This is a genomic window from Syntrophus buswellii (assembly GCF_046097065.1).
GTDB lineage: Bacteria > Desulfobacterota > Syntrophia > Syntrophales > Syntrophaceae > Syntrophus > Syntrophus buswellii.
Genome location: NZ_CP175563.1, coordinates 2,109,282 through 2,133,379, shown reverse-complemented (window position 1 = coordinate 2,133,379; position 24,098 = coordinate 2,109,282). Strand labels below are relative to the sequence as shown.

Genomic DNA, 24,098 nt, shown 5'->3' with positions numbered 1-24,098 from the left:
CGAACAGCCATGGACGGCACGAATATAGAAGAAAGCCGCAAAGATGTCAAATTCATCGAGAGACAACAACCGAGTTGATTATTCCTATCCGTTATGATAACAGGACCATCTATGGCATACAATCCTTTTCGGAACATCACATTTCAACAGCTTGAAACCCTGGTCGCCCTCGTCGGAGAGCGGAGCTTCAGCCGGGCTTCACGCCGGGTCTGCCTCACCCAGCCGACCCTGACCAAACACGTCAAAAACATGGAAGAGGATCTGAACGTCCGCCTGGTCAACCGGGAGCGAGCGGGGATTTCCCTGACTCCCGAAGGGAAGGTCCTTTACGATTATGCCCGGAAAGTGCTCCATCTGCGGGAAGAGGCGGGTGAGCGGCTGATCCGGATACAGGATCGCGCTTCGGGAGTGATCGACATTCAGGCAAGTACGATTCCTGCGACCTATCTTCTCCCTTACGTTCTCGGGAGCTTCCATAAAGACCATCCGGAAATCCGGGTTCATGTCCAGACGGCCGACAGCGATGAGTCTCTGGATGCGATCCTGAATGCGGCCTCGGAAATCGGCATCATCGGGAAAAGTCCCCAGAATCCTAAGCTCCACGTGGAAACTCTCTGGGAGGACCGTTTGGTTCTCGCGGTGCCCAGGGGGCATCGTTTCGCCGGCAGGAGGACCGTGTCCTGGAGCGAGCTGGCCGAGGAGCCCTTTGTTGTCCGGGAAAAAGGATCCGGGACCCGGGAGGTCTTCGAGAATTATCTTCGGAATGTTGTCGGCTGGACTCTGTCCCGTCTGCGGATCGTCGTGGAGCTGGGGAGCTCGGAGGCTGTAAAGGAGGCCGTTCTTGCAGGTCTTGGAATCTCGATGATTTCCGTCCATGCCGTCGACCGTGAGCTTCGTTCCGGTATCCTGTGTGAAGTTCCTGTGGAAGACTGCCGCATTGAGCGTTCTTTTTATTTGATTTATCGCAGACAGCTTGCTTTAATGCGCCACCATCAGATCTTTCTCGATTTTATACGGAGCCATCCCATAAACCGGTAACAGCCCTTGAAGGACATCATGAGAGAAAAAATCCTTTATTACAGTACGAACCGTTATCTTGCCGCCGTAGAAGGCAGAAAGCCCGCGGAACCCGTTTCCTTCCGGGAAGCCCTCCTCCTGGGGCAGGCCCCCGATGAGGGGCTCTATATGCCCGAAACGATTCCCCGGTTATCCCTGAAAGATATCCATCATCTGAAAGGCCGGCCCTACACGGCGGCCGCTCTGCTGGTGGCGGAGGCCTATCTCGGGGCGGATATGCCCCCGGAAACCCTGGCCGCGGTGATCGAGTCGTCCTACAATTACGACGTTCCCCTGGAGAACGTTGTGGATCGCCTGTACGTCCTTCGTCTCGACCGGGGGCCTACGGCGTCGTTCAAGGATTTTGCGGCCCGGATGATGGCCCGCCTGATGAGCCATTTCCGCGACCCGGGGATGCGCCTGAATGTCCTGGTGGCCACGTCGGGGGATACGGGAAGTGCCGTGGGGGAAGCCTTCAAGGGCGTCGATGGGATTGATGTCTATATCCTCTACCCCCGGGATGAGGTAAGCGGACGGCAGAAAAAGCAGCTGGATACGATCGGCGGCAATGTGTGTACGCTGTCCGTGGACGGAAAGTTCGATGACTGCCAGAATCTCGTCAAACAGGCCTTCGCCGATCCGGCCTTGGCCGGCTTGAATCTGACCTCCGCCAATTCAATCAATTTCGGCCGGATTCTTCCCCAGATGATTTATTACGTCTATGCCTATGCCCAGCTTTCCGAGCCTGGAGACGAGATCGTCTTTTCCGTGCCCTCGGGAAACTTCGGGGATGCCCTGGGATGCGAATATGCCAGGCGGATGGGGCTGCCCCTTCGCAGATTGGTGATGCCCACCAACGAAAACGACGAGTTCCCCCGCTTTCTGGAAACCGGAGTGTACGGGAAGATATCTCCTTCCCGCGCCTGTCTTTCCAACGCTATGAATGTCGGCCACCCGAGCAATCTGGCCCGGTTCTTCGAATTGTACGGAGGGACGGTCGATCGGACGGGCGTTGTGCACCGGGTGCCGGACCTGGAAACCATGAGGAGGAACATCTTCTCCGTGGCCGTTTCAGATGAGGAAACCCGGCAGACGATCCGCCGGGCTTATGAACGATACCGGCTCCTTCTGGAGCCACACGGTGCCGTGGGCTGGTGCGGGCTTGAACGCTACCTGGAGCAGGCTGGAAAGACGCCGCTTTGCGTCTGCCTGGAAACGGCCCATCCGGCGAAGTTTCCTGAAGAGATCGAATCGTTGTTGAACATCAGTCCCGAATTGCCGGTCAGCATGCGGGATCTTGATCATCGGTCGGGCAAACCTCTGCCCATGGCCGCCGATTATGAGATCTTCCGCCGTTTTCTGCTGACGACGCTGAAGGCCACGGATTAGGATTCATCCGGCCTTGCGGAGGATGACAGCTCACGGGGGCAGACCGGCAGGGGGCGATCCAGCCTGGTCGCGGCATCCTCAGGGAGGCGGGAACGAAGCCGCTCCGATCATTTGAAGCAAAGCCGTCCGGCAACAAAGGTCATTTTGGTGGCTGGTACATGGGCCGGCTTATCGTAGGCTTAAACTCCGATTTATCCGAGCTGCATAACGGGCATGCCCAGTCGTCAGGCAGATCTTCGAAGGCTGTGCCTGCCGGGATGCCGCCTATGCGGTCCCCGTTTTCCGGATCATAGATGTAACCGCAGACTGCGCACTTGTACTGCTGCTTTTTTTTATCCATCTGATCTGCCCTTCCTTCCCAGCCGTTTCCCGGCAAGCATACCGTTTCTGTGATATCAGGGAACGCCGTATTGGAGAAGCGCCCGGGAGCAGCTTTCGGGAATGAGCCTGGGATAACCGTAATATCCCAGCCTCCCGCCATTATCCCCGTGGAAATCGCTTCCTCCCGTCACAAGCAGATGATGCCGCTTTGCGAGTTCCCCAAAGAGCTTGACATCCTGCTTGTCGTGCATGGTGGCATAAACCTCGATGCCGGCAATTCCCTGATCGGTCAATTCCTGGGTAATGTGCTCGTATTCCCTGTAGTCCCTGCACCTGAGAGACTTAGGATGGGCCAGGACCGGAAGGCCTCCGGCGCTCCGGATGAGACCGATGGCCGATTCCGGTGAGAGCTTTTCCTTGGAGACATACCCTGGAGCGCCCTTGTCAAGATAGGTGCGCAGGGCGGAATGGATATCGGAAGCGTAGCCCTTTTTTATGAGGGCGCGCGCTACATGGGGCTTGCCGGGCGCGGCTCCGTTGGATTCATGGCACACATCCTCGCGGGTTAACTGGACCCCGGCGCGATTCAGCCGTTCAACGATTTTCAGGACCCTCTCTTCGCGGATGCTCTTCAGCTGCGCCAGCTTATCCCGAAAATCCTCGTCATGATGCCGGATCCCATATCCCAGAAGATGAAATTCCCCTGTGGGATAGGAAACGGATAACTCGATAGCCGGAAGAAAGTTTATCCCCTCTTGCCGTGCCTCCCGGGCCGCCTCGTCAAGACCGTCGGCAGTATCATGATCTGCAATGGCGATGACGGTAACACCCTCTTTTGCAGCCATCCTGATGAGATCGGTCGGGGTCATCAAACCGTCCGAGGCTGTGGTGTGGCAGTGAAGGTCTACCATGATGCAATCCTGTTCCCCTCGCTCATTTAAGGCAGGTCAATCTTCGGTTGCTCGGCTTTCCTGTACAGGAGAATGGTCCTTCCCAGGATCTGGGCAATTTCAGCATTGAGAGTCAACGCCATCTGTTCGGCCGCCTCCCGGCGGTCTGAAAGGCTGCTCTCCAGGAGCTTCACCTTGATCAATTCATGATGCGCCAGGGCCGAATCGGTTTCCCGAAGGACGGATTCGGTGAGTTCACCCTTGCCGATCAGCACAACGGGTTTCAGATCATGTCCCATTCCGCGAAGAAATCTCTTCTGCTTACCTGTCAGCATGCAATCTCCAAAATAGGGATGACTTCCAGTGGTGACGAAGAAGGCATCACCTATCCAACTCCTTCATCCCTTTCACGATTACGGCTCTATTTTTGCGTTCGGGTCCTTTGACCATTCCTGCATGGAGCCGTCGTAATTTTTTACATTTGTGTACCCGAGAACTTCATGCAGAATGAACCACCAGGTACTCGCTACCCTTCCCGTATCGCAGTAGACGATGATCCCCCGTGACAAATCGCCGCCCACGACCCCGGATGCCATATTCTTCAACTGATCCTTGGTTTTCAGCGTATAACAGCATGTTTCAAGGTGCTCACCCGGCGGATACTTATCAAACACCTGTGCGGTGGGAAGATTGACCGCCCCTGCGATTCTGCCCGCCTTGGCAACAAAGGGAAGCTTGTTTTTGCCGCTGAAAAATTCCGGCTCCCGGACATCTACAATCAAGGCCTTTCCCAGTTGACTCGTGACGTAGTCTTTATCGGCTAAAAGATTCTTGTTGAATTTTCCCTGGTAAGGCTTAGCCTTTGGTTTTACGATATCCGTTGAGATGGCCCGTTTTTCCCTCATCATCCACTTGGTATATCCCCCATTGAGGATGCCGACGGTCTTGACCCCGGCATATTTCAGAGTCCATGCCACCCGGGATGTGTTGACGCGGTCAGGGCCCGATTCCGTCGTCCCGGCAACGACAACGATCGAATCAGGACCGATGCCCGCGGAACTCAATAGGTCGACAAGTTCATCGTCCTCGGGGAGCTGATTGTCAAAATCGCCCTTTTTGATGGCCCACGTCCCATAGAAGAGACTGATGGCCCCGGGGATGTGGCCTGTCCGATAGTCTTCAACTTTCCGGATATCCACGATGATCAATTTTGGATTGTCAAGATTCTGGTGGAGCCAATCGGTGGAAACAATCGGCGAAAACCCTTCGGCAACCACTGTCAGGGGCAATAAAAAGAACACGATCAAGAGAAGAGCATACATATTGATTTTTTTCATATTGTCTCCTTTCTGCTGATTGGGAGTCGGTCGGCACGAGAATCCGCTTTTCATCTGCGAACGTTCTCCATGCGCTCATCCTTGGTTCGATATGCCTGTGATGATTTCTCCTTTTGCTCGTCATGGTTGAACAGTTATTGAGGAAAGGTTGGTTTGCCGGATTGCCCCACCTCCTTTCATCCTCGAAGCAAAGGTTACCGGGAAATGGCTTTCGGAGTGGAAATCAATCCCTCGTTTGCCTTGGCGCCTCCCTTCAGGAGGGTTTCCCGCGTCAGGAATCCGGTCCTGTCCTTGTGACAGGAATCGCAGGATCGGGTCCGGTCCGTGCGTTTCCTGATGTTGTGGGCAGGGGTGTCCCAGTAATTCGGAAGATTGTCGTAATGGGCCATGCGAATACCTGCCTTCGCAAAGGAATCACGGACGGTGGGAATGACGCGGAGCGTCGTGACCTCATTCCTGTTCCGTGGGTTTTTCCCGAGGATGAATCCAGGTTCGGACTTGGCGCCCGTCCCTTCATGACAGTTGTAGCAATTCCGGTACTGGCCGCCCGAGTGGCAGCCATAGCAGCTCACCTTGCCGAGGTGAACGTTGTGGGCCATCGTCGTCATGGGTTTCTCCGACGTGATGGTTTTGTGGCAGTTCGTGCAAGAGGGGCGGTCCTTCACCTCCTGCTTGGTCATATACTTCTGTCCGTCGCCGTGGAGTTCCTGCTTGTTGTGGCAGTCAAGGCACATCATCCCCTTCTGGTAGTGGACGTCTGTCGTTCCGCCGTATTCACCCGTGTATTCCGGGTAAACGCGCCCCCCGTGACAGAAGGCGCAGGTCTTTGCTTCGTCCTTTTTGACGAATTTGTGGCCCTGGATGAGGCCCATGCTGATTCCGGAAACAGGCGGTGACTTCACGTGACAATCGCCGCAGGAGGCATGGCAGCTCCGGCAGGATTGTTCAAAAACCTTCTTGTCAAAGTTTTTCAGCTCCTCCTTGGAAAAGCGGCCCATGACACCCTGCCTCTGGCCGATTGTTGTATAATGCAGGGATTTTCCATAGGTGTCCGCGGTCTTTCCGTGGCAGCGGCCGCAGGTTTTGAGATTGTCCGACGGCCGGCATACCAGCCCCTTATGGGCCGACTCCTTCTTTGTGCTTGTCTTGTCGCCCTTGTGGCAGATGTCGCATCCCTGGGAGAAATGGGGATCTTTGGCTAAAAGTGCGGAGTCGACGAGATAGCCCTTGTAATAATCTTCCGCCTTCACGGGCGGAGGGGCGCCTGCTCACCCCTCGCCTTCACTGTGAAGGGTGGGCATCCTGACCAGGGACTTCATCTTTTGATCGTCCGTGTGGCAGGAGATGCATTGATCGGCAGGTGGATCTGCTCCAACCCATACCGGCAGAAGAAAAAGGAGAAAAGGCAGCAACAAAAGGAAAAAGCGCTTCGTTTTCATAACGTCCTCAACATTCTGTGGCTGAGGCCACTCAATTAAAAGGAATCGAAAAGGATCCGGTCCGTCTTACGCGAAAGCTTGCTCTGAAGTGGCTGTCCCTGACCTAGGAGCTTTTATCCATTCTCGGATAGTATGGGAAGTTTACCACAACATTTCTTTTCATCAATCTTTATTTAAACGCAGAAAGGCCTTGAGCCCTGAAAAGGAAATTGAGGGAGGCGGCGCTCAAATCCGGTCATTTTACGCCGACGAGCCGCATCAGGAAGAGAACCAGGCTCAGGATGGTGAGTCCCGCTGTGAAGACGATCCCTATGATGCAGGCCATCGTGCGCGCCAGGTGAGGCCTTGTAAAGACCATCCGGTGCTCGGGGTCTGAGGGGTTTTCCCCCTTGAGGCCCAGGATCTCAAAGGTGTATCGACCCGGAAAGGCAATGTCGAAGACCCTCAGTTCCCGGGTCGCTTTTTTGAATCCCGAGGTGGTCGTCCGCAAAAAGGCCCTGCGGCTCTTCACCGCCATTCCATCAGGTCCCGTGAGTTCGTATTTCAACGCTGCAAAACGCCTGCTGAGGATGGGGCCTTCCATGCAGAGGACAACCCTGCCCGACTCGGAAAAATTGATCTCCTGGCGATCGCGGAGGGGGACACTGATCAGCCGCGACTCTGCCTCAATCCGGATCACACCGATGATGCATTTTACGAGCAGGATGACAGAGAAGAGAAATACCGGGACGGATATCCAGATGCCGTACTTGTAGATAAAAGAAAGAAATTCCATGTCTATCTCCCTTTAAGCGTTTTTTGCTGAGCATTGTAGCCGCCATTTCCTGCCATTCTATGCCTGGTGAGCCCTTATGACCGATTTTAGGAAGTGACGTTCAATTTCGTATGGTTTGTCATGACACAGAAGATCGTTGTGTCCCATGGTGACAAAGGGCAATAAGGGGTTTCTTCTTCAGGGAATACCGGCGCTCATTCTGCTGACCAGCACCATTGGTTTTCCCAATGTTGCGGCGGCAATTTCCTGGGTCGATAACATGTTGGGGGAATAACGTACAGTCCATAGCGGTCTGTGCTTTCAGGCAAACACATTTCGAGTGAAGTATAGCTTCTCAGGTAGAATCATCGGATCCCTCCTGCACCACCAGAAGTTCTTCCTTCTCCATCATTTTCCAGGGAAGATCCTCCATGATAGGCTGGGAGCAAACAATGCAGGAACTCTCCGAGGAGGCCTTGAAGAGAGAATAGTAATCCGGTTCCCTGGCGTAATCGCGGTAGGCGAACAGGCGTTTCCCATCGCTGAAGAGGCAGTTGAGAGCGGAGAAGGTATAATCCCGCCTGATCAGGGAAACGCTGTTCATAAAGGCCCTGGCCAGGTCAAAAGACGGATCGCTCATGACATGCAGGAAGAAGACTTCCGTATCGAGGGCATCCTCTCCGAGGCCTGGAACGGTTATGCCGGGAATCAGCCCCTGGTAATTGTAGATTGTGCCGTTATGGGCAAAAACCGTGTTTTTGTAGTGGAAGGGATGGGCATGCCGGGACGTGGAGGTGTCGTTCCAGGCGGACTTGCGCAGATGGAGGATCAAAACAGGACATTCCCCGGCTCTTCGGAGAGGGCTCGTGATCTTGTCCGTCTCTTCCAGGACATTCCCGCCGCTTTTGCGGACTTTCCATACACCGTTGAGATAGAAGGCCATTCCCCATCCATCGCCGTGTCCGGGAGGATCGCCGGCCATTACGTGACCGGTTCGGGCGAGATCGCAGAAATGGTTGACGATCTGTCGATGCTTTACGAAGTTGAAATTCGTGATGCCCAGCAGCCTGCACATTTCAGAAAAGGCACCTCACCACGAAAACGGCGGTAACGATTCCGATCAGGTCGGCGACCAGGCACACCGGCACGAGATAGCGGGTTTTCCGGATGCTCACCGCGCCAAGATAAACGGCAAGGACATAAAAGGTGGTTTCCGCACTTCCCATGATCACGGCGGTCATCCGCGTTGCAGCCGAGTCCGGCCCCGTCGTTTTGACGATGTCGGTAAACAGGGCTGTCGAGGCGCTTCCGGAGAGCGGCTTGACGATCGACATGGAGATGACTTCGACGGGGATATCCAGGAAGGAAAAGGCGCTGTAAAAGAGATTCCGGAGGCAGTCGAAGGCGCCCGACGCCTGGAAGCCTTTTATGGCCACAAAGATTGCCAGCAGATAGGGGAAGATGTTCAGAATGATTCCCGGCCCTTCTTTCGCGCCGGCAACAAAGGAATCGTAAACCCGGACCTTCTTCAACGTTCCATAGAGGACCGTAAAAAGGAGAAAGAGCGGGATGATGAGGAGGGAGATCGTGTTGAGCTGCCGGATCATTTGAGGATCTTCCTGAACGTGAAGAGAATGAAGAGCGCTGCAACGGCCGAAATGGCGGTGGCAATCAGGACCGGCAGAACGATCTCCGCCGGATTATGGGCGCCATAGGCTGCGAGAATCCCGATGACCGAAAAGGGGATCAACTGGATGCTGGCCGTATTGAGGACGATGAAGATCATCATCTCGAAGGTGATGGTTCCCTTGTCTTTGTTGAGGGTGTCCAGTTCCTGCATGGCTTTGATTCCCAGGGGAGTGGCGGCATTGCCGAGGCCGAAAAGGTTTGCCAGGATGTTGAGCGTAATGGCCGTAAGAGAAGGGTGATCGTCGGGGATGTTTCTGAACAGCCGGGAGAGAACCGGTCGGAATACATGGGCGATCCGGTAGATCAGCCCGGAGTCTTCGAGAATCCGTGTGATCCCCAGCCAGACCGAGACGATGCCCAGCAGGAACAGGGAGATCTCCACCGCCGATTTGGCGCCGTCGAAAACGGCCTGCGTGAAGGGCTCCAGGTTTCCGGTAAAAACGGCGAAGACGATACCGACGGAAAGCAGGATCAGCCAGATGACGTTCATGATCGAACTCCCGGCAGGGACATCTCCTGAATCCGGAGGCTCTTCCGATCCGTATTCAGCTCGACCAGGGCGCCGACGGGCAGAGAAATCTTGTTGTTCCCATGGCCGATATAGGGGCAGGAAACCACGGGGAATTTTATTTCCATCTGCGAGGCGATCATCCCGTACACCTGACTGCTTCTGATCCCGCGGAAATCGCCGAGGATGATCGCCCTGACATCCCGAAACTTGCCGGCAAGGATCCACTGGGTCAGGCAGCGATCGACCGAATGGCTCTTTTCATCCACATCTTCCAGGAAAAGAATCGTCTGCTCCGTATCGAGCTCCCAGTCCGTCTTTATCAGCGCGGTAAGGGTCATGAGATTGCCGCCCTTGAGAACACCCCTGGCCGTACCGGGTTGATAGACCGTTACCGGTGCGCCTTTGAAAAGGTTTCTCTCCGGGTAGCCGTTGACGGCGTTTATAAAGGACTTCAACGTAAAGGGTGACGGTGCGCCCAGGTTCTTAACCATCGGTGCATGAAGGGTGACCATTCCGGTCCGTTCAAAAATGGGGTTGATCAATGCGCTTAAGTCACTGAAACCGGCAAAGAATTTGGGATGGTCGCCAATGAGGTCGAAGTCGATCAAGGGCAGGGCCTTCATGGCTCCATAGCCGCCCCGCACAGCCAGGATCATTGCGATATCCGGGTCCGAAAAGGCCCGGTGGATCTGGTCCGCTTTCTCCTGCGGCGAGAGCGGAGTTGCAGGGAATTCCGGGTTGATGACGTTAAACCCCAGCTCGGCGAGCCGTCGAATCCCGCCGGTAAAATCGCGCCTCTTTTTGATCAGGCAGCTTGGCGTTATCAGAAAGACCTTTCTCACGGCGAGCCCCGTAATTTCATGCTCATGCCTCCCGGGAAGCCGCTCGGCCGACCGTTCGCAGGGATTCCTCGATTCCAAGGCAAAGCAGCCGTGACATCGCTTCCCGCGTCTCGACCGTGGCGGATCCGAGGTGGGGAAGAAGGACCGTTCTCGGCGCGGCAAGCCACCCGGGATTCAGCGTTGGCTCATTGTCGAAAACATCCAGACCGATCCCTCCCAGCCGTCCCTCGTCAAGCAGGTCCATGGCTGCCTGTTCGTCGAAGATTCCGCCCCGGGCCGTATTGATGAGAAAGGCTCCCCGGGGCAGAAGGGCGAGCCGTTCGCGGCCCAGCAGGCCCCTGGTCGTATCCGTCAGCGGGCAGTGGAGGGACAGCACGTCGCTCTGCGGCAGCAGCTCATCCAGGGGCAGGCGTTCGGCGATCTCCACGCCGAAATCCACCGGGGGCTGGTTTCCTTCCCGGTCCCAGAAAAAGACCGTCATCCCGATGGCCCAGGCCCGTCGGGCAAAGGCCCGGCCGATCGGGCCGGATCCCAGAATCCCGCAGGTTTTTCCCGAGAGGCCGGTTCCCAGGAGCAGGTCGGTCGCCCACCCCTTCCACTGGCCGGAGCGCACCAGGGCCTCGCCTTCGCTGACGCGCCGGGTCAGGGAGAGCAGAAGCGTCAGGGCCAGATCGGCTGTGGCATCCGTCAACACGCCGGGTGTATTGACGATGCGAATGCCCCGCTGCCGGCAATAGGCGACGGGGAGATGGTTGATGCCTACGGAATAGGTGCCGATGACCTTCAGGTTCGGGCAGCGTTCCAGATCCTCTTCCGTCAGGGGCTCTGAGAGCAGAACGACGAGGGCCTCCGCACTGGCGAGTCCGGCCGTCCATTCCGGAGACCGGAAGGGGGTGACGCACAGCTCGGGAAAGCGGAGCCCCAGATGTTCAATGTATGGGCCCACCAGGGAGGATGTGGCTAGAATGCGGATGCTCATTTCTTGAACAATGCCTCCAGAAGTTTGAACGTCGCTGAATAGATTTCAGGATCCTTGCCCGCCCGCGGCCCGGCGACATTCAACACGCCTATGGAATGTTCGTCGATCCAGGCGCGCACGAAGACGGCCGCCTCGGCGGGAGGCACCTTGTCCAGATCGATATGCAGACAGGGCTTGCCATGTTGCTCGGCATAGAATTCCGTCACGGCGGAGCCACCCGTCAGGATTCCATGGGACACGATCAGCGTTCCGTCGGAATCCAGGACATTCTTTTCCGTCCTTTGCGAATAGTCGCTGGTCGGCATCTCCTGGAGCCTGTAGGCCTCGGGAACGGTTCCATCCTCCGATTTTCTGCCCTTGGGGACCCAGCCGCTGTAGGGAATGGAATATTGAATGGCGTAATCGAGAGCGGCTCGGTCCGCGCCCGTCTGGCCGCCTGAAATGATTTTAGAGATCATAACCCCCCGCGTAATTTTACAAATCGGCTGCAGCGGATCCGGTGATCCGCCGAACCGCTCCTGATCATCCTGTGCCCTTTTTGATGAAGGTCTCCTTCTGGAGTTCGTCGAAGGCACTCCGGAGCTCTTCCTGGGTATTCATCACGATGGGGCCGCGCCAGGCAATGGGCTCTCCGATGGGCTTTCCGGAAACCAGGAGAAACCGGATCCCTTCATCCTCTGCCGATACCGCGATTTCCTCGCCGTCTTCAAAGAGGGCCAGCGTCCCGTTTCCCAGATAGGGCGGCACCTCCAGATCATAATCGTTGCGCCCCTCCGACTCGTAAGAAAAAGGCTTCTTCTCGCCGCAGAAATATCCCTTTCCGTCAATGACATAGGCGAAAACGGTGTGTCCGGTCTTTGTGGGGTGGACATAGGCGGTCTGTGCCGGCAGGGTGACATCGATGTATTCGGGTTCGATGACAATATCGGAAACAGGCCCGGTCACGCCTTCGACGGTTCCGCAGATCACCGCGATGCGTATGCCGTTGTCCAGCCGGAGGATGGGAATCTGGTCCGACCGGATCTCCTGGTAATGCGGGTCCATCATCTTGTGGGCGGCCGGAAGATTCGCCCAGAGCTGGAAACCTTCCAGGACGCCGTTGGGATCGCCCTTCGGCATTTCCTGGTGGATGATTCCGCTGCCGGCGGTCATCCATTGCACGTCCCCCGAGGAAATCCTGCCTGAATTCCCCATGCTGTCCCCATGTTCGACAGCCCCCGTCAAGACATAGGTGATTGTCTCAATGCCGCGATGGGGATGCCATGGAAAACCGCTCAGATAATCGTCGGGATTGTTTGAACGGAAGTCGTCAAGGAGCAGAAAGGGATCGAACAGGGGAATTTCCCGATGCCCGAAAACCTGCATCAGATGAACGTCCGCCCCCTGAATAATGGGCCTGCTCTTGAAAACCTTGCGAATTTTCCTGGAAATTGTCATGATGACTGCTCCCTTTCCGATGCCCGTGGACCGTTTCAGGGTATCTTAACACGATTGCCTGGATTTTCAATGAATGGAATCATCACGGCACAGCCCACGCAGAAGCATGGGTTTCACGCGCTTGTCCGGTATTCTAAGATTTTAGAAGGGGATTTTGCCGCTTTTCAGCCCTTTGTGTAAGCCCTGCAGGCAAGAGCGCGAAATTTGGTTCATCCGGCTGAAGCGTACTTCTCTGATTTCTTGCTTCCTCCTGCCATGCATCATTTCATTCATCAGATAGTAAAATAACTCGATGGTATCCCTTGACGCGACTTAGAAACAGGTGATATCTGGTAATCTCATATGAGATTAACCGGCAAGAAGGTTTATAGACGTCAGTCCCTGATTAAGAAGATCAGCTTAATATCCTTGGCAGGCTTTCTCCTTGTCATTGTCGCAGGCGCCTTCTCCTACAATGACAAGTCCTTTTTGCTGCGTTCCCGTTCGATCTGCAAGATCAAAGCTCTTGCCGGGATCCCGGGAAAAAACAAAATTGGTTCCGCGCCCTCGATATTTGTTGCTTCTCTTGACGTGGCATCTTTTTGCCCTCTATCAACTGCTGCAATCCATGAAACCAGATCCACCTTAATCTCTTCCCAGGTAGCGTACATCTACCCCAATAGAGGTTCCCCGGTTAGATCCTGACTCAAAGATCAAAGAAATTTACAGTCCGATTACCACAGGCTACCCCCCCCAGTTTTTTGGGGTAGCAATCGGGCACACGGTACGACCCTCATATCACGATACATCTTAGAAGGAGAAACGTATGGCAATGGAAAAGTATATAAAATATGGGCTGATGATTGTCAGCCTGGTCGCAATGCTGTTTTACGTCCTGGAGATTGACGCTTTTGCCCGTGCAGGCGGCAGCAAGTCCTTCGGTAGCCGGGGCTCACACTCCTACTCGTCGCCAAGTTCACAATCGAAAAGCACTACCAGATCGTCACGACAGGTGACGACTGCCACGAGCCCATCTCAGAGTGGAGGTTTTTTGAGGAACATGGCTGGTGGACTGGCTGGCGGTATCATGGGAGGCATCCTGGGCAGCATGCTCTTCAGTAGCATGGGCAATGCAAGCAGTGGTGGACTCGGTGGCAGTGGAATCGGCCTTTTCGATATTGCCCTGATCGGCGTAATGCTCTATGGGATCTGGTGGTTTATCAAGAAGAAACGGAGGGAAGCCGAGGAAAGAGCAACGGCCGGCACGTCCTATTTCCGGGAGGCGTCACAGCCCCAGCAACCTATTGCTTACGGATCCTCCACCGCGGCACCTTCATATGGCAACCTGCAACCCCTCGAAAGCGATGTGACCGCTGGCCTGACCCACATCAGGCAGATGGATCTCACATTCGACGAGCAGCTGTTCAAGGATCAGGCCATGGACAACTTCTTCAAAGTCCAGGGTGCTTGGGCAAACCGTGACCTATCCACAATCAGATCTTCTCTCACCGTTGAAATGTTTGGAATTCTTCAAAGTGATGCCGATGATTTGAAAAACAAAAAACAGGTCAACCGCCTCGAAAATATCGCTGTCCGGAATGTTGACATCACAGAGGTCTGGCAGGAAGCCGGGAAGGACTTTATAACTGTTCGTTTCTGTGCCAATCTCCTAGACTACACGGTTGACGAGGTATCAGGCCGGCTCCTGGCGGGTAGCAAAACAGAACCGGTCAGGTTCGACGAATACTGGACCTTCACCCGTCCTGTGGGGAATTATCCCTGGCAGTTATCAGCAATCAACCAACACGAATAATCGCCAAAAGCGGCTGATCACCTCTCCGGATATTGGAGGTGATCAGCTTCATTGTCGATTTGTTTAATAACCCAAAAAGCACATTTGATCTAAAGGTTATCGGATGTGACCCTGGAGAGGTAAGTGAAGAATTTATTAGGTTATTTCATAAAAGGTCTATTGGTATTTGTGCCGGCAGCTTTGACCGTTACGATAATTGTCTGGGTTATCAGGGCGTTCGATGGTCTACTTGATCTTCCAATTCCCGGCCTGGGTTCCGCTATTGCCGTGGCAATCATTACACTGATCGGGTTTTTGGCTTCAAATTACTTTGGAAATAAATTCTTTGCCCTCATAGACCAGGTTTTTATCAGATTGCCCGTGGTCAAATTGTTGTACGCAGCCATTAAAGACTTTACAAATGCATTGGCAGGAGAGAAGAGAAGTTTTGATAAGCCGGTTCTTGTAGAAATAATATCAGGTGGGCCTAAAGTATTGGGATTTATTACAAGGGAAGACCTGAGTATGTTTGCCCTATCAGAACACGTTGCCGTTTACCTGCCTCAGTCATATAATTTTGCCGGTCAGGTACTGATATTTCCGTCGGACAGGGTTAACCCCCTGGATATAGAAAGTTCTAAAGTGATGGCTTTTATTGTTTCCGGCGGGGTTTTAGGAAAGCAATGAATGAAGTGGTCATCTACAACAGAGTTTTTTTAATTGGCGACCGTATCTTGTAACTCAGAGCGGGATCCTACTGGCACAGGGGTCGCGTGACGAAGTAAATCAGGGTGGAAATGAGTGGCGAAACCGGCATGGTGAGAATCCAGGCTCATATTGATCGTTCCGGCAACTCATCAGCAGACAGCACTACATCGAATTGTGGAACCGACTCCCAATACAGCCCCCGTGCCGGTGTCGCTCGTGCTGATACGTCATTCATTCCGTGCCCCAATCCGTAAGCGGCTGCTTGAAATGGCTTCATTTTTCTGGAGGCCTAAAGCGTAGCTCCCGGAGGAATTTCAGAAAACTCCACTTACACTATCGGTGAGGGAAATGAAGTTATTATTAATTTATCTATTTGCGGCACTTGGATTTTCGTTCCTGTGCTCGCTCCTTGAATCGGCGCTTTTATCGGTCACTCCGGGATTTGTGGGGGCTTACGAAAAAAAAGCGCCCACGACCGGACGTTTGATGCGCGGTTTGAAAGAGAATATCGATCGACCCCTGGCAGCCATCCTGAGCCTGAACACCATGGCGCACACAATTGGCGCCGCAGGAGTCGGCGCCCAATCCTTGATCGTCTTCGGCAGTGCGTATGTCGCTGTCACATCAGCCGTATTAACGTTTTTGATTTTGGTGTTTACGGAAATTATCCCCAAGACGTTCGGCACGCTCTATTGGAGGGAATTGGCCCCTTTTACGGCCCGTACCGTCCATTTGATGATCCTTGTGTTATATCCGCTGGTCATTCTGTGCTTGGCACTTACCCGGCTGATATCTAAAGGCAAAAACGAAAGCGGGTTCAGTCGCGAAGAGTTTCTTGCTATTGCCGATATCGGATTTCAGGAGGGAAAGTTCAGGGAGGAGGAGGCACGGATCATCAAGAATCTGTTTATGCTGAGAAAACTGAGTGCTGATGATGTCTTGACGCCCCGTACGGTCATGTTTACTCTGCCGGCGAGCATGACGGTCGGGGAAGCCGTCAAGGTGCCAGATATCAAGTTCTCCCGGATTCCGATCTATCAGGGCGATCCCGATCATATTGTCGGATTCGTTTTAAAAAGCGACATCTACCTGGAGGCTTCGTGCGGCAACCAGGCCAAACTGCTGATGTCGCTGCGCCGTGACTTGGCAGCGGTTCCGGAAACCGTACCTCTGATTCAAATTTTCGAACACTTTTTGAAACAGCGGCAACAGGCCATGCTTGTAATTGACGAGCACGGAGGGGTCGCCGGCATTGTGACGATGGAGGATCTTATTGAAACATTGCTGGGCATCGAGATAATGGACGAAACAGACACGGTCGCCGACATGCGGGCTCTGGCCAGGCAGCAATGGTTCAAGCGTGCACGCTCCTTGGGAATCGTTGTCGACACAGAGGAATAGTCATCCCGCTCTCCCTCGCCTTTCTTGTCTATGTCGGTTTATTTTTCCATCTTTTTTGTGGCCACGCTCAGCCCATACCGTTCATTAAAGCTCGACAAAACAGGAGACTGAGGCATGAAAAAAACGTCCAGTATCATGATAATGATTTCTGCGGTTTTGGCCCTGCTGTGTTTCGGCTGCAGCATGAATTCGACCACAGTAAAAACCATTACACCGGAAGAAAAAGACGCCCTCCTGCGCTGGTCCCTTAAGGAGCTGGGCAAGGCAAATCAACCATACTGCTGGAGGCACTCCTACGGGCGTGGTGTGGGTGTGCCGGTCAGCGCTTGTCCGGAGGGTCAGGAGAAGGACGCCGGACTTTGCTATCCCACTTGTGAAGACATTGGCATGCCAGGGGCGAAGGGAGTCGGCCCTGTGTGCTGGCAGAGGTGTCCATCTGGGTTCCGTGATGACGGGGCCTACTGCTTTAAGCCGAAGTCCTACGGAAGGGGAGTGGGATTTCCCTGGAAGTTCGGGGACCCGGCTTTTAATCTGAGCAACGCCAAAAAACGCTGCGAGAAGAAGCACGGACAGGGCCAATGTGAAAAGTACGGGGCCATCTATTATCCCAAGTGCAAGCCTGATTATCGGGCGATTGGCTGCTGTGTTTGCAGTCCAAGATGCCCTCCGGGGATGACGGACATTGGCATATCCTGCCAGAAGAAGTCTAAGGGACGCGGAGTAGGCAAGCCGATGAAATGCAAAAAAGGGCAAGTGTATGATGCCGGCCTTTGTTATAAGCCGTGCAAGGAGAATTATCATGGTGTGGGACCTGTCTGCTGGCAGGACTGTCCCAGTACCCAGCCTGTCGATTGTGGTGCTGGATGTGCAACTCATGCAAATCAATGTGCTGACAAGACCATTAAGCAGATATTCGCACCTCTGGAACTTGCACTGAACATAGCGACCGCTGTAACCACGGGAGGTTCAGCCAACGCTGCGGTGAATGCGGCAAAGGCTTCGGCGAAGACTGCAGCAAAGACGACGAGTAAAGCGATAGCAAAGGAAACCATCAAGAAAACAACGAAGACGATAGCTCATGAGATGATGCCTGGCATCCGCTCCAAGCTGAACAAGAAACTTCTCAAAAAGTACTCAAAGGAGATCGCCGAGGAGGTGTGTTGGAATGCAGCGGAGATTCTGGCCGAGGCAACTCTGGCGAGAGAGTCGCCCGACACGAAGGATCTTCTCATGGCTTTGGATCCAACGGGTATTGCTGCCGTGGCTGACGTCTTCACAAATCCCAAGTGTAGTTTTGATGAGGACCCTCCAAGCTTCGGGGAATAAACAAAGATGAACAAGACAGATGGAGAGAATGAATAGACTGACGACACTGTGCGGCCAAAGCCGCCTGCATGACGGGGGACCGTGTCGGCCAGCTCCACAAGCGACTCAGGGGCGTCCCTTGGAATTCCTTATCCCCATTCTCCTTCACTCAAACTGAAACATCAGAAATCCAGGGGGCTCTTTGCCTCTTTCAGCGTCCGGCTCTTGACGGTATGGGTGTATATCATGGTCGTTCTTACATCGCTGTGCCCCAGCAACTCCTGAATCGTTCGGATGTCATAATTCGCCTGCAGTAAATGGCTCGCAAAGCTGTGACGGAATGTATGGGCCGAGGCGCGCTTGCAGATCCGCGATTTGTTCACCGCATCCTTGATCGCCTTTTGGACCAGCGTTTCATGAAGATGATAGCGCCGGTACTCTGCGGCCTCTTTATCATAGGTCAATTGTTTCGCAGGGAAAAACCATTGCCAGATAAACTCCTTTGATGCATTTTTGTATTTTTGTTCCAAGGCATTCACTAGAAACACGCCGGCATATTTTTTATCAAGATCCCTTTGATGAAGTTTTTTCAGGAAACCAAGATGTTTTTGCATTTCGGGTAAAATCGTTTCTGGGAGCGGTACCGTCCGATCTTTCTGTCCTTTGCCGTCATGAACCGTCAGGATGCCTGCATCAAAGTTTATGCTATGCACACGAAGTCCCAGACATTCAAAAAGCCGAAGTCCGCAGCCGTAAAGTAATTTTACGACAAGATCATAAGGGTATTCCAAATATTGAAGAATACCCTCAATCTCTTCGCGAGACAAAACCACGGGAATATAAGGTTTTCGTTTTGCCCTGACAACGCCATCGATTGTTCCGAATTCCTTGTGCAGGATATGTCGATAAAAAAACAACAGTGCGTTAAATGCCTGATTTTGCGTTGTGGTAGACACCTGCCGCTTAACCGCCAAAAAGGAAAGAAACTCTTTGACATCCGTGGGGGAAAGTAAAGCCGGAGATTTGCTGCTTGTAAACGCCTGAAACTTCTGTACCCATCCTTTGTATGTCTTGAGAGTTTTAGCAGAGTAATGCCTTACACGGATTTCATCCTCCAATCGTGAGTACTCCGCTCTCCAGGAAGCACCGGAAAGAGAAAGATTCGCCTCTTCAGCTTTAATCGACAGCCCAGTATTCTCATGGAGCTTGGTTTGATGGGAATCATTCCAGGTTGCGTATCCTTGATCATTCATCTGCAAAACGGTTCCTATGCTGTCAGGGTCCTTTGCCTTACAAAGTTCATAATAAAGGTTAATCGCTTTTGCAGCCTGTTCTCGCTGCTCATTCGTCTGTTTCTTGTCCTGTAATTTACGGATAAAAGGAGGCAGGCTGGCGTTTTGAGAAGGATGGAAATGATACTTCCGGCAAAAGTCCAGGTAATAGCGTAACCACTTCTTATAGGTCCCCTGGAAGCTGATTGGAATAGTCTTATTACGTAAAAATACTTCATATTGTTTAAGCAATGCGGGCGGGATGTTCAGCATGAATAATTCTCCTTTTTCTATACATCCTGCAAATCAGTATGTTATACAGAAAGTTAAAATATTTCGTTGAAATAAATCTGTCAAGGCATTAATCTAACCACCATAAATAATAAATGATTACCGAGAGTTCATCGGGACTAAAAATGTATAGGTTATGTAATATGGTAATCGGCGTTCAAGTTCCAGGAGTTAAACATAAAGGCAGTGTCTATCCATCTTTCAGTATATTCTTACGAAAGGAAGGACAGACAGAACCATAGAATTACTTGTTATAAGTAAGATCAAAGGCATGACAATGATTGAAAAAAGACATTTTTATATCTACGAATATATTTGCAAAAATACGAGGACTCCTTTTTACGTTGGCAAGGGAACAAGCGATAGAAAAAATGCGCACATGCGCGAGGCTAAAAAAGGAAGTGAGCGAACCTTATGCGCTAATATTAGAAATCTTGGATTTGAAAAAGGTGTCGAAATTATAACCGTATTTAAAAATCTTACTGAGTGGGAAGCGTTTCAGCATGAAAGTCATTTAATTGAAGAAATCGGTCGCGTCGATTTAGGCACGGGGCCACTGTTAAATAAATCATTCGGTGGTGAAGGCATATCTGGCGGCATTGACACGTACGGCTATCGCAGGCAGGGTATAGCGCGTAAAATAACAGACATGGTTCATCACGGAATGCTTATTCAAGATATGCCAAAGGAAATAAGAGCTTATGTTGAAGAAAACAAAATGAATGTCAAATGGATTGAAAGTCGATTAATTCCTCACATTCAAGAAATGGGTAATGTAGGTTATCATTACAAAGGCCCTAAAATACTATTACGTGGTTGGCAATTTTCATTAGACAGAAGAATGATTGATGTAAACAATTTAACTTTGGAACTGAAAGGTTTTCTCAAGGTACATGGTGATTTGCCTTTAAATAGAGGTTTCGTATCGCCTGCGCAAGATAATTATGATTTTGGTTATTAAATATTAAAAGCTTATAACAAAAGCAATGCACCCGATCGCTACGCTCCGGGTGATTTTTTCGATGTGCCCGCCTGTCGGCGGTCACATCGCCCCGGATGCTCCGCGCGCTATCAATAAGCAATGGTGCCGAATGCACAACCGGCACATCAACCGAATTGAGACAGACGCGCAACAGGCGCGCTCCTCATCCGGGGCGTTAGGCCACGCGAACGACGCACCTCCACCACTCACAGAAGTGTTCAGTATCCAGCTTGTCCGCACAGCTGATCCAAGGGTCCTCGTATGTCACAACCTGGCTCCAATTCCGCCGAACTTCAGGGAGCGATTCGCAATGCCTGGCTGGCCGTTGCTGCGATTTGCGTTATGTTCGTTGCGATTCCCTCGGTCTACATTTATCTACACGGCCCTACCAGTGCGACGCAATTTGACTCAACAACAAATCTTATTGAGATCATACGAATTGCTGGATCGGCTTCAGCCATCGCCTTCGTCATTATCGCAATTCGCTTTCACGCCAAGCGCAGCGTGAGCAAAGCCGTATCGCCCGCGTGGATGCAACGCGCGCTCGCATACGGGCTCGTAGCTTCACTCGTTTACTGGTTACTCTTCTTTCTTGTTCTGATGTCATCAGGAAGCGACGGCCCGATCTTGCCAGGGGGGATGATAATCTTGTACCCGGCTTTAGTGGTCTGGTATGTACTCCTCGTCGCACGCCGAACCTGAGTCGAACGCTCACGGGCGCTTAAGCGCGGGGCCTAACCACGCGGTCAACCTGACCCGCTACGGCAGCCGTCGCTTGGCCCCTCCAGGCGCCAGTGGCATCATGCCATCCGGGGCCAAGCGCCGCCTGCCTCCGCGGGCAGGTTACCGCGAACGTTGGGCGCCTCCGAATCTTACAACCCAAGGAGAAGTAAAATGAAAACGAATCTGTCTACTCCGTTCCACCTGTGGCTCGTGGCTTGTTTCCTCCTATTGACCGCCCCGATGGTCTTCGCCGCCGATGACATTCGCACCGAACGGGTACACTTCAAGAAGGGTGCTAATAGCGCCGTGGTCGAGGCCAGCATCAAGGGTTATGAGACGGTGGATTACGTGTTGGGTGCCCGCGCTGGCCAGCACATGAACGTCAGCCTGGCAACGAAACATGGCGCCACCTATTTCAATATCTTAGCCCCCGGCGAAAATGAGGTGGCCATGTTCAACGGCTCCGTCAGTCAAAACCAGTACGAGGGCACACTCCCAGCGAGCGGTGACTACAAGATTCGTGTCTACATGATGCGCTCGGCGGCTCGCCGCAACGAGGTAGCTAAATACCGCCTGGAGATGATCGTCGATGGCGGTGGGCAGCCGGCTACTCACGCGCCAAGTCACGATGCCAAGGTGGCCGGGACCGACTTCCACGCCACAGGGGACATTCCCTGCTCGATGGGCAAGGGCCAGCCCACCGGCTCCTGCGCCTTCGGCGTCAAGCGCGAGGGCAACGGAAGTGCCATGGTGACGGTAACCAAAGTTGATGGGAGCAAGCGGGTAATTTTCTTCGAGAATGGTCGTGCGATCGGCTACGACCAGAGCCAGGCTGACACCGGCAAGTTCAAGGCCGAGAAAGAAGCTGACCTCAATGTCATCCACATTGGTGACGAGCGCTACGAGATTCCCGATGCGGTTGTGCAAGGGGGCTGAAGCTCGAACCGGATCGTGGGGTACCTGGTTCCACGGTTCACCGCGCTGGGCAATCTGCGTCTTTTCGGTTCATTGCTCATCGCATCGGTTGCTTGGGGAGTTTATGCCGCCTGGGAGTGGCTCGTTCAGGCTAAGACACCGGAAGCGGACATACGGGTCGATCTGCTTGTTATCTGGCCGATGTTGGCAATTCTATCGGCGCGGGCTTTGTATCAAGTGCTTCGATCACATTGAGTGAGCGCCCAACGAATAAGGATTGAGACGAAACCCGCAGGGTCGTTTCAATCCTGGGTTCAAGTAAGCCGGGGATGTAAGGGTAATGCTTCGGGAGGGGATTCTGAATAAGAGAGAAAATGGCCATTTCCCAATCCAGGGAAGGAACAGACCGAAACAATTGGGAATGTGGAAAGGGAGCGTCAGGGTATTTTTTCACGAAAATCCCGATCATGAAACCCTATCATCAAGCGAAAGTGCGGTTTCCCATGGCTCAGGGCGCAGATGTCCATTGCCGCCGACTGTTCGCGGATTTCGGGGATGGGGAAGATCCTATGTTTCGGGTTCTTTCTATCCCGAAGAGCAGTATTCCTTTCGAAAAGGAAGAATGCTTTTGAGGAAGATCAACACCCCGCCACAATCAGGACAGAAGGGACCATGAGGCGGATTTTGGCTTTCCGGCGGCACCGGAGGGGGATTTTCGTCTTCTTTCCCGAGCCGCTGGCGGATGTCTTCGGGACAGATGTTCGAGCTGGAACTCATGAACCCGAAGTGTCGGACTTTCATGAATCCCGAAGGGAGGACATGCTGGAGAAAACGCCTGATAAACTCCAGGACATGGAGGCTCAGGGACCGGTAACGTCTACTGCCATGTTTCCGGTATTTGAAAGTTACCGTGTGGTTTTCCACTTTAACGATCCGGCTGTTGGAGATGGCCACTTTAAAGACATACGGCGCAAGGTATTTCAGCGAAGCGGCCCCATTTCCAACGGCTTGACTGTTGACAACCCAGTCGGCCTCCCAGACTTTGGCCTCGACGGAATCAAGTAAACCGGTTTGATTCAGCTGTTCCTTGAACTTTGCCTTGAAGATCGGTGACAGCGCCTTGACGGGGGCATAGAAGTCGGTTCTTGAAGACAGCCAAGAGGAGCGGCCTTTGTTGAAGCCGCCACCGGGCACGATGTAATGGATGTGAGGATGATACTGCAACTGCCTTCCCCAGGTATGGAGTATTCCGGTGAAACCCGGCAGATCGGCGCCGAGGAATTTGGGATCTCTGGCAAGAAGTTTCAGTGCGTCGGAAGAGGCGGAGAAGAGAGCTTCATAACCGGCTTGCTGATGGGAACGGAGAGATGGAGGCCTTCATGGAGGCGTAGGCCGCAGGAATAAACGGTGGTCAGGTAGGCGTGGTTGTGGGGGGTATTGACGCAGGACAGTATCCTGCGGACTTCTTCCTCGCTGAGGATGGAAGGCAGCCGGTGCTCCGCCTGGGCGCGGAGGATATTGAAGATGTGCCAGTCATGCCGTAGGATGTTCGTGTAAAAGAAGCGGATTCCGCAATAGCAGATTCGCATGTGGTCTTTGGCGACCAACTGCTGACGTTTTTCCGGTAAAGGAAATATTCCCGGAGTTCGTCTTCGGTGATGGATTCCGGTGTTTTTTTGCAGTGCTCGGTCAACATCCGCACGGTGCGGACATAGCTTTCCTGAGTACGTTCGCTCAATCCGTTGAGCTGAAGGGCTTTGATCATTCTTTCGGACCAGTCTGTCATCATGATAGATCTCCTTTTCTGAAAATGATTTTCCCCGGACAAACGGGGATTCAAAGGAGACATACCGGACAGATGGTTTAGGCGGGAAGGTGATAGATGGGAATTGGTGAATTTTATAAAGTGGTTTTTCTACCGCGAATGCGGTTTACTTGAACCACGCGATGCAGTCCGTCACTCTTGGCGGATCACGCCCTCTGCGAGCGCGTGCCAAGACCTTTGTCGCAGAGGCCGCGCCAGCCAAGAGCGCGGCTGATCGCAAACAATGTGACCGCCTGCCGGCGGTCACATTGCCCCGGATGCT

At 53.1% G+C, this 24,098-nt stretch carries 27 protein-coding genes and 1 pseudogene; 10 read left to right on the top strand and 18 right to left on the bottom strand.

Going from position 1 to position 24,098, the window contains the following annotated elements:
* The first annotated feature begins 111 nt into the window (after positions 1 to 111).
* Together ACJ77P_RS09740 and thrC are read left to right on the top strand one after the other, a co-directional pair.
* Positions 112 to 1,038 carry a selenium metabolism-associated LysR family transcriptional regulator gene (locus ACJ77P_RS09740; RefSeq protein ID WP_408998113.1) on the top strand — a complete coding sequence of 309 codons (927 nt, stop codon included), beginning with the start codon at positions 112 to 114 and terminating at the stop codon, positions 1,036 to 1,038.
* Between the two features lie 18 nt (positions 1,039 to 1,056).
* Positions 1,057 to 2,445: a threonine synthase gene (gene thrC, locus ACJ77P_RS09735; protein WP_367360166.1), complete on the top strand. Its 1,389-nt coding sequence runs from the start codon at positions 1,057 to 1,059 to the stop codon at positions 2,443 to 2,445.
* A 139-nt stretch (positions 2,446 to 2,584) separates the two neighbouring features.
* Here thrC and ACJ77P_RS09730 read toward each other — a convergent pair whose 3' ends face one another.
* The 6 genes from ACJ77P_RS09730 to ACJ77P_RS09705 all read right to left on the bottom strand — a co-directional run bounded on the left by ACJ77P_RS09730 (position 2,585) and on the right by ACJ77P_RS09705 (position 7,207).
* Positions 2,585 to 2,785 carry a rubredoxin gene (locus ACJ77P_RS09730; protein WP_367360165.1) on the bottom strand — a complete coding sequence of 67 codons (201 nt, stop codon included), beginning with the start codon at positions 2,783 to 2,785 and terminating at the stop codon, positions 2,585 to 2,587.
* Between the two features lie 55 nt (positions 2,786 to 2,840).
* On the bottom strand, positions 2,841 to 3,677 hold the full coding sequence (locus tag ACJ77P_RS09725) for a PHP domain-containing protein (protein ID WP_367360164.1): 837 nt from the start codon (positions 3,675 to 3,677) through the stop codon (positions 2,841 to 2,843).
* Between the two features lie 26 nt (positions 3,678 to 3,703).
* Complete coding sequence (gene yhbY, locus ACJ77P_RS09720; RefSeq protein ID WP_367360163.1) at positions 3,704 to 3,991, bottom strand: ribosome assembly RNA-binding protein YhbY; 288 nt, start codon at positions 3,989 to 3,991, stop codon at positions 3,704 to 3,706.
* 78 nt (positions 3,992 to 4,069) lie between these two features.
* Entirely contained in the window at positions 4,070 to 4,993 is a 924-nt protein-coding gene (locus ACJ77P_RS09715; protein WP_408998112.1) for a sulfurtransferase, read from the bottom strand.
* 194 nt (positions 4,994 to 5,187) lie between these two features.
* The gene (locus tag ACJ77P_RS09710; RefSeq protein ID WP_408998111.1) at positions 5,188 to 6,243 is read right to left on the bottom strand and encodes a cytochrome c3 family protein; all 1,056 of its coding nucleotides are present in this window, start codon (positions 6,241 to 6,243) and stop codon (positions 5,188 to 5,190) included.
* Between the two features lie 424 nt (positions 6,244 to 6,667).
* On the bottom strand, positions 6,668 to 7,207 hold the full coding sequence (locus tag ACJ77P_RS09705) for a hypothetical protein (RefSeq protein ID WP_367360160.1): 540 nt from the start codon (positions 7,205 to 7,207) through the stop codon (positions 6,668 to 6,670).
* A 145-nt stretch (positions 7,208 to 7,352) separates the two neighbouring features.
* Here ACJ77P_RS09705 and ACJ77P_RS09700 point away from each other — a divergent pair, with 145 nt between their 5' ends.
* Positions 7,353 to 7,481 (top strand): hypothetical protein, encoded by a 129-nt coding sequence (locus ACJ77P_RS09700; protein WP_408998110.1) that lies wholly within the window; start codon positions 7,353 to 7,355, stop codon positions 7,479 to 7,481.
* Positions 7,482 to 7,541: 60 nt separating this feature from the next.
* Here the strand turns inward: ACJ77P_RS09700 and ACJ77P_RS09695 are convergent, their stop codons facing one another.
* The 8 genes from ACJ77P_RS09695 to ACJ77P_RS09660 all read right to left on the bottom strand — a co-directional run bounded on the left by ACJ77P_RS09695 (position 7,542) and on the right by ACJ77P_RS09660 (position 13,267).
* Positions 7,542 to 8,261 carry a class II glutamine amidotransferase gene (locus ACJ77P_RS09695; protein WP_408998109.1) on the bottom strand — a complete coding sequence of 240 codons (720 nt, stop codon included), beginning with the start codon at positions 8,259 to 8,261 and terminating at the stop codon, positions 7,542 to 7,544.
* A 1-nt stretch (position 8,262) separates the two neighbouring features.
* Positions 8,263 to 8,793, bottom strand: a complete 531-nt coding sequence (locus tag ACJ77P_RS09690; RefSeq protein ID WP_367360157.1) for a spore maturation protein — start codon at positions 8,791 to 8,793, stop codon at positions 8,263 to 8,265.
* A complete protein-coding gene (locus ACJ77P_RS09685; protein WP_367360156.1) occupies positions 8,790 to 9,365 on the bottom strand; it encodes a nucleoside recognition domain-containing protein in 576 nt (191 codons plus the stop codon). Before ACJ77P_RS09685 ends, ACJ77P_RS09690 begins: the two co-directional genes overlap by 4 nt.
* The gene (locus ACJ77P_RS09680) at positions 9,362 to 10,228 is read right to left on the bottom strand and encodes an LD-carboxypeptidase (RefSeq protein ID WP_367360155.1); all 867 of its coding nucleotides are present in this window, start codon (positions 10,226 to 10,228) and stop codon (positions 9,362 to 9,364) included. Before ACJ77P_RS09680 ends, ACJ77P_RS09685 begins: the two co-directional genes overlap by 4 nt.
* 22 nt (positions 10,229 to 10,250) lie before the next feature.
* Positions 10,251 to 11,207: a 2-hydroxyacid dehydrogenase gene (locus tag ACJ77P_RS09675; RefSeq protein ID WP_408998108.1), complete on the bottom strand. Its 957-nt coding sequence runs from the start codon at positions 11,205 to 11,207 to the stop codon at positions 10,251 to 10,253.
* Positions 11,204 to 11,665 (bottom strand): putative molybdenum carrier protein, encoded by a 462-nt coding sequence (locus tag ACJ77P_RS09670; RefSeq protein WP_408998107.1) that lies wholly within the window; start codon positions 11,663 to 11,665, stop codon positions 11,204 to 11,206. The genes ACJ77P_RS09675 and ACJ77P_RS09670 overlap by 4 nt, the downstream gene beginning before the upstream one ends.
* A 64-nt stretch (positions 11,666 to 11,729) precedes the next feature.
* Positions 11,730 to 12,644: a pirin family protein gene (locus ACJ77P_RS09665; protein WP_408998106.1), complete on the bottom strand. Its 915-nt coding sequence runs from the start codon at positions 12,642 to 12,644 to the stop codon at positions 11,730 to 11,732.
* Between the two features lie 449 nt (positions 12,645 to 13,093).
* Positions 13,094 to 13,267, bottom strand: coding sequence for a hypothetical protein (locus ACJ77P_RS09660; RefSeq protein WP_408998105.1), 174 nt, complete (start codon positions 13,265 to 13,267; stop codon positions 13,094 to 13,096).
* Between the two features lie 182 nt (positions 13,268 to 13,449).
* On the opposite strand from ACJ77P_RS09660, the gene ACJ77P_RS09655 reads away from it, so the two are divergent.
* From ACJ77P_RS09655 to ACJ77P_RS09640, 4 genes are all read left to right on the top strand, one after another.
* Positions 13,450 to 14,436, top strand: coding sequence for a Tim44 domain-containing protein (locus ACJ77P_RS09655; RefSeq protein ID WP_408998104.1), 987 nt, complete (start codon positions 13,450 to 13,452; stop codon positions 14,434 to 14,436).
* 123 nt (positions 14,437 to 14,559) lie between these two features.
* The gene (locus tag ACJ77P_RS09650) at positions 14,560 to 15,102 is read left to right on the top strand and encodes a DUF502 domain-containing protein (protein WP_367360150.1); all 543 of its coding nucleotides are present in this window, start codon (positions 14,560 to 14,562) and stop codon (positions 15,100 to 15,102) included.
* A gap of 369 nt (positions 15,103 to 15,471) precedes the next feature.
* Positions 15,472 to 16,524, top strand: coding sequence for a CNNM domain-containing protein (locus ACJ77P_RS09645; protein WP_367360149.1), 1,053 nt, complete (start codon positions 15,472 to 15,474; stop codon positions 16,522 to 16,524).
* Positions 16,525 to 16,638: 114 nt separating this feature from the next.
* The gene (locus ACJ77P_RS09640; RefSeq protein WP_408998103.1) at positions 16,639 to 17,850 is read left to right on the top strand and encodes a hypothetical protein; all 1,212 of its coding nucleotides are present in this window, start codon (positions 16,639 to 16,641) and stop codon (positions 17,848 to 17,850) included.
* A gap of 161 nt (positions 17,851 to 18,011) precedes the next feature.
* On the opposite strand, the gene ACJ77P_RS09635 is transcribed toward ACJ77P_RS09640, so the two are convergent.
* The gene (locus tag ACJ77P_RS09635) at positions 18,012 to 19,373 is read right to left on the bottom strand and encodes an integron integrase (protein ID WP_408998102.1); all 1,362 of its coding nucleotides are present in this window, start codon (positions 19,371 to 19,373) and stop codon (positions 18,012 to 18,014) included.
* 289 nt (positions 19,374 to 19,662) lie between these two features.
* On the opposite strand from ACJ77P_RS09635, the gene ACJ77P_RS09630 reads away from it, so the two are divergent.
* From ACJ77P_RS09630 to ACJ77P_RS09620, 3 genes are all read left to right on the top strand, one after another.
* On the top strand, positions 19,663 to 20,352 hold the full coding sequence (locus ACJ77P_RS09630; RefSeq protein WP_408998101.1) for an LEM-3-like GIY-YIG domain-containing protein: 690 nt from the start codon (positions 19,663 to 19,665) through the stop codon (positions 20,350 to 20,352).
* 282 nt (positions 20,353 to 20,634) lie between these two features.
* Positions 20,635 to 21,075: a hypothetical protein gene (locus tag ACJ77P_RS09625; protein ID WP_408998100.1), complete on the top strand. Its 441-nt coding sequence runs from the start codon at positions 20,635 to 20,637 to the stop codon at positions 21,073 to 21,075.
* Between the two features lie 192 nt (positions 21,076 to 21,267).
* Complete coding sequence (locus ACJ77P_RS09620; protein WP_408998099.1) at positions 21,268 to 22,032, top strand: hypothetical protein; 765 nt, start codon at positions 21,268 to 21,270, stop codon at positions 22,030 to 22,032.
* Positions 22,033 to 22,596: 564 nt separating this feature from the next.
* Here the strand turns inward: ACJ77P_RS09620 and ACJ77P_RS09615 are convergent.
* The 3 genes and pseudogenes from ACJ77P_RS09615 to ACJ77P_RS09605 all read right to left on the bottom strand — a co-directional run.
* Positions 22,597 to 23,259, bottom strand: coding sequence for a transposase (locus ACJ77P_RS09615; RefSeq protein WP_408999422.1), 663 nt, complete (start codon positions 23,257 to 23,259; stop codon positions 22,597 to 22,599).
* A gap of 56 nt (positions 23,260 to 23,315) precedes the next feature.
* A complete protein-coding gene (locus tag ACJ77P_RS09610; RefSeq protein ID WP_367361462.1) occupies positions 23,316 to 23,618 on the bottom strand; it encodes a hypothetical protein in 303 nt (100 codons plus the stop codon).
* Positions 23,619 to 23,659: 41 nt separating this feature from the next.
* A pseudogene (locus ACJ77P_RS09605) lies at positions 23,660 to 23,776 on the bottom strand (phage integrase N-terminal SAM-like domain-containing protein); the annotation flags it as partial.
* Between the last annotated feature and the right edge of the window lie 322 nt (positions 23,777 to 24,098).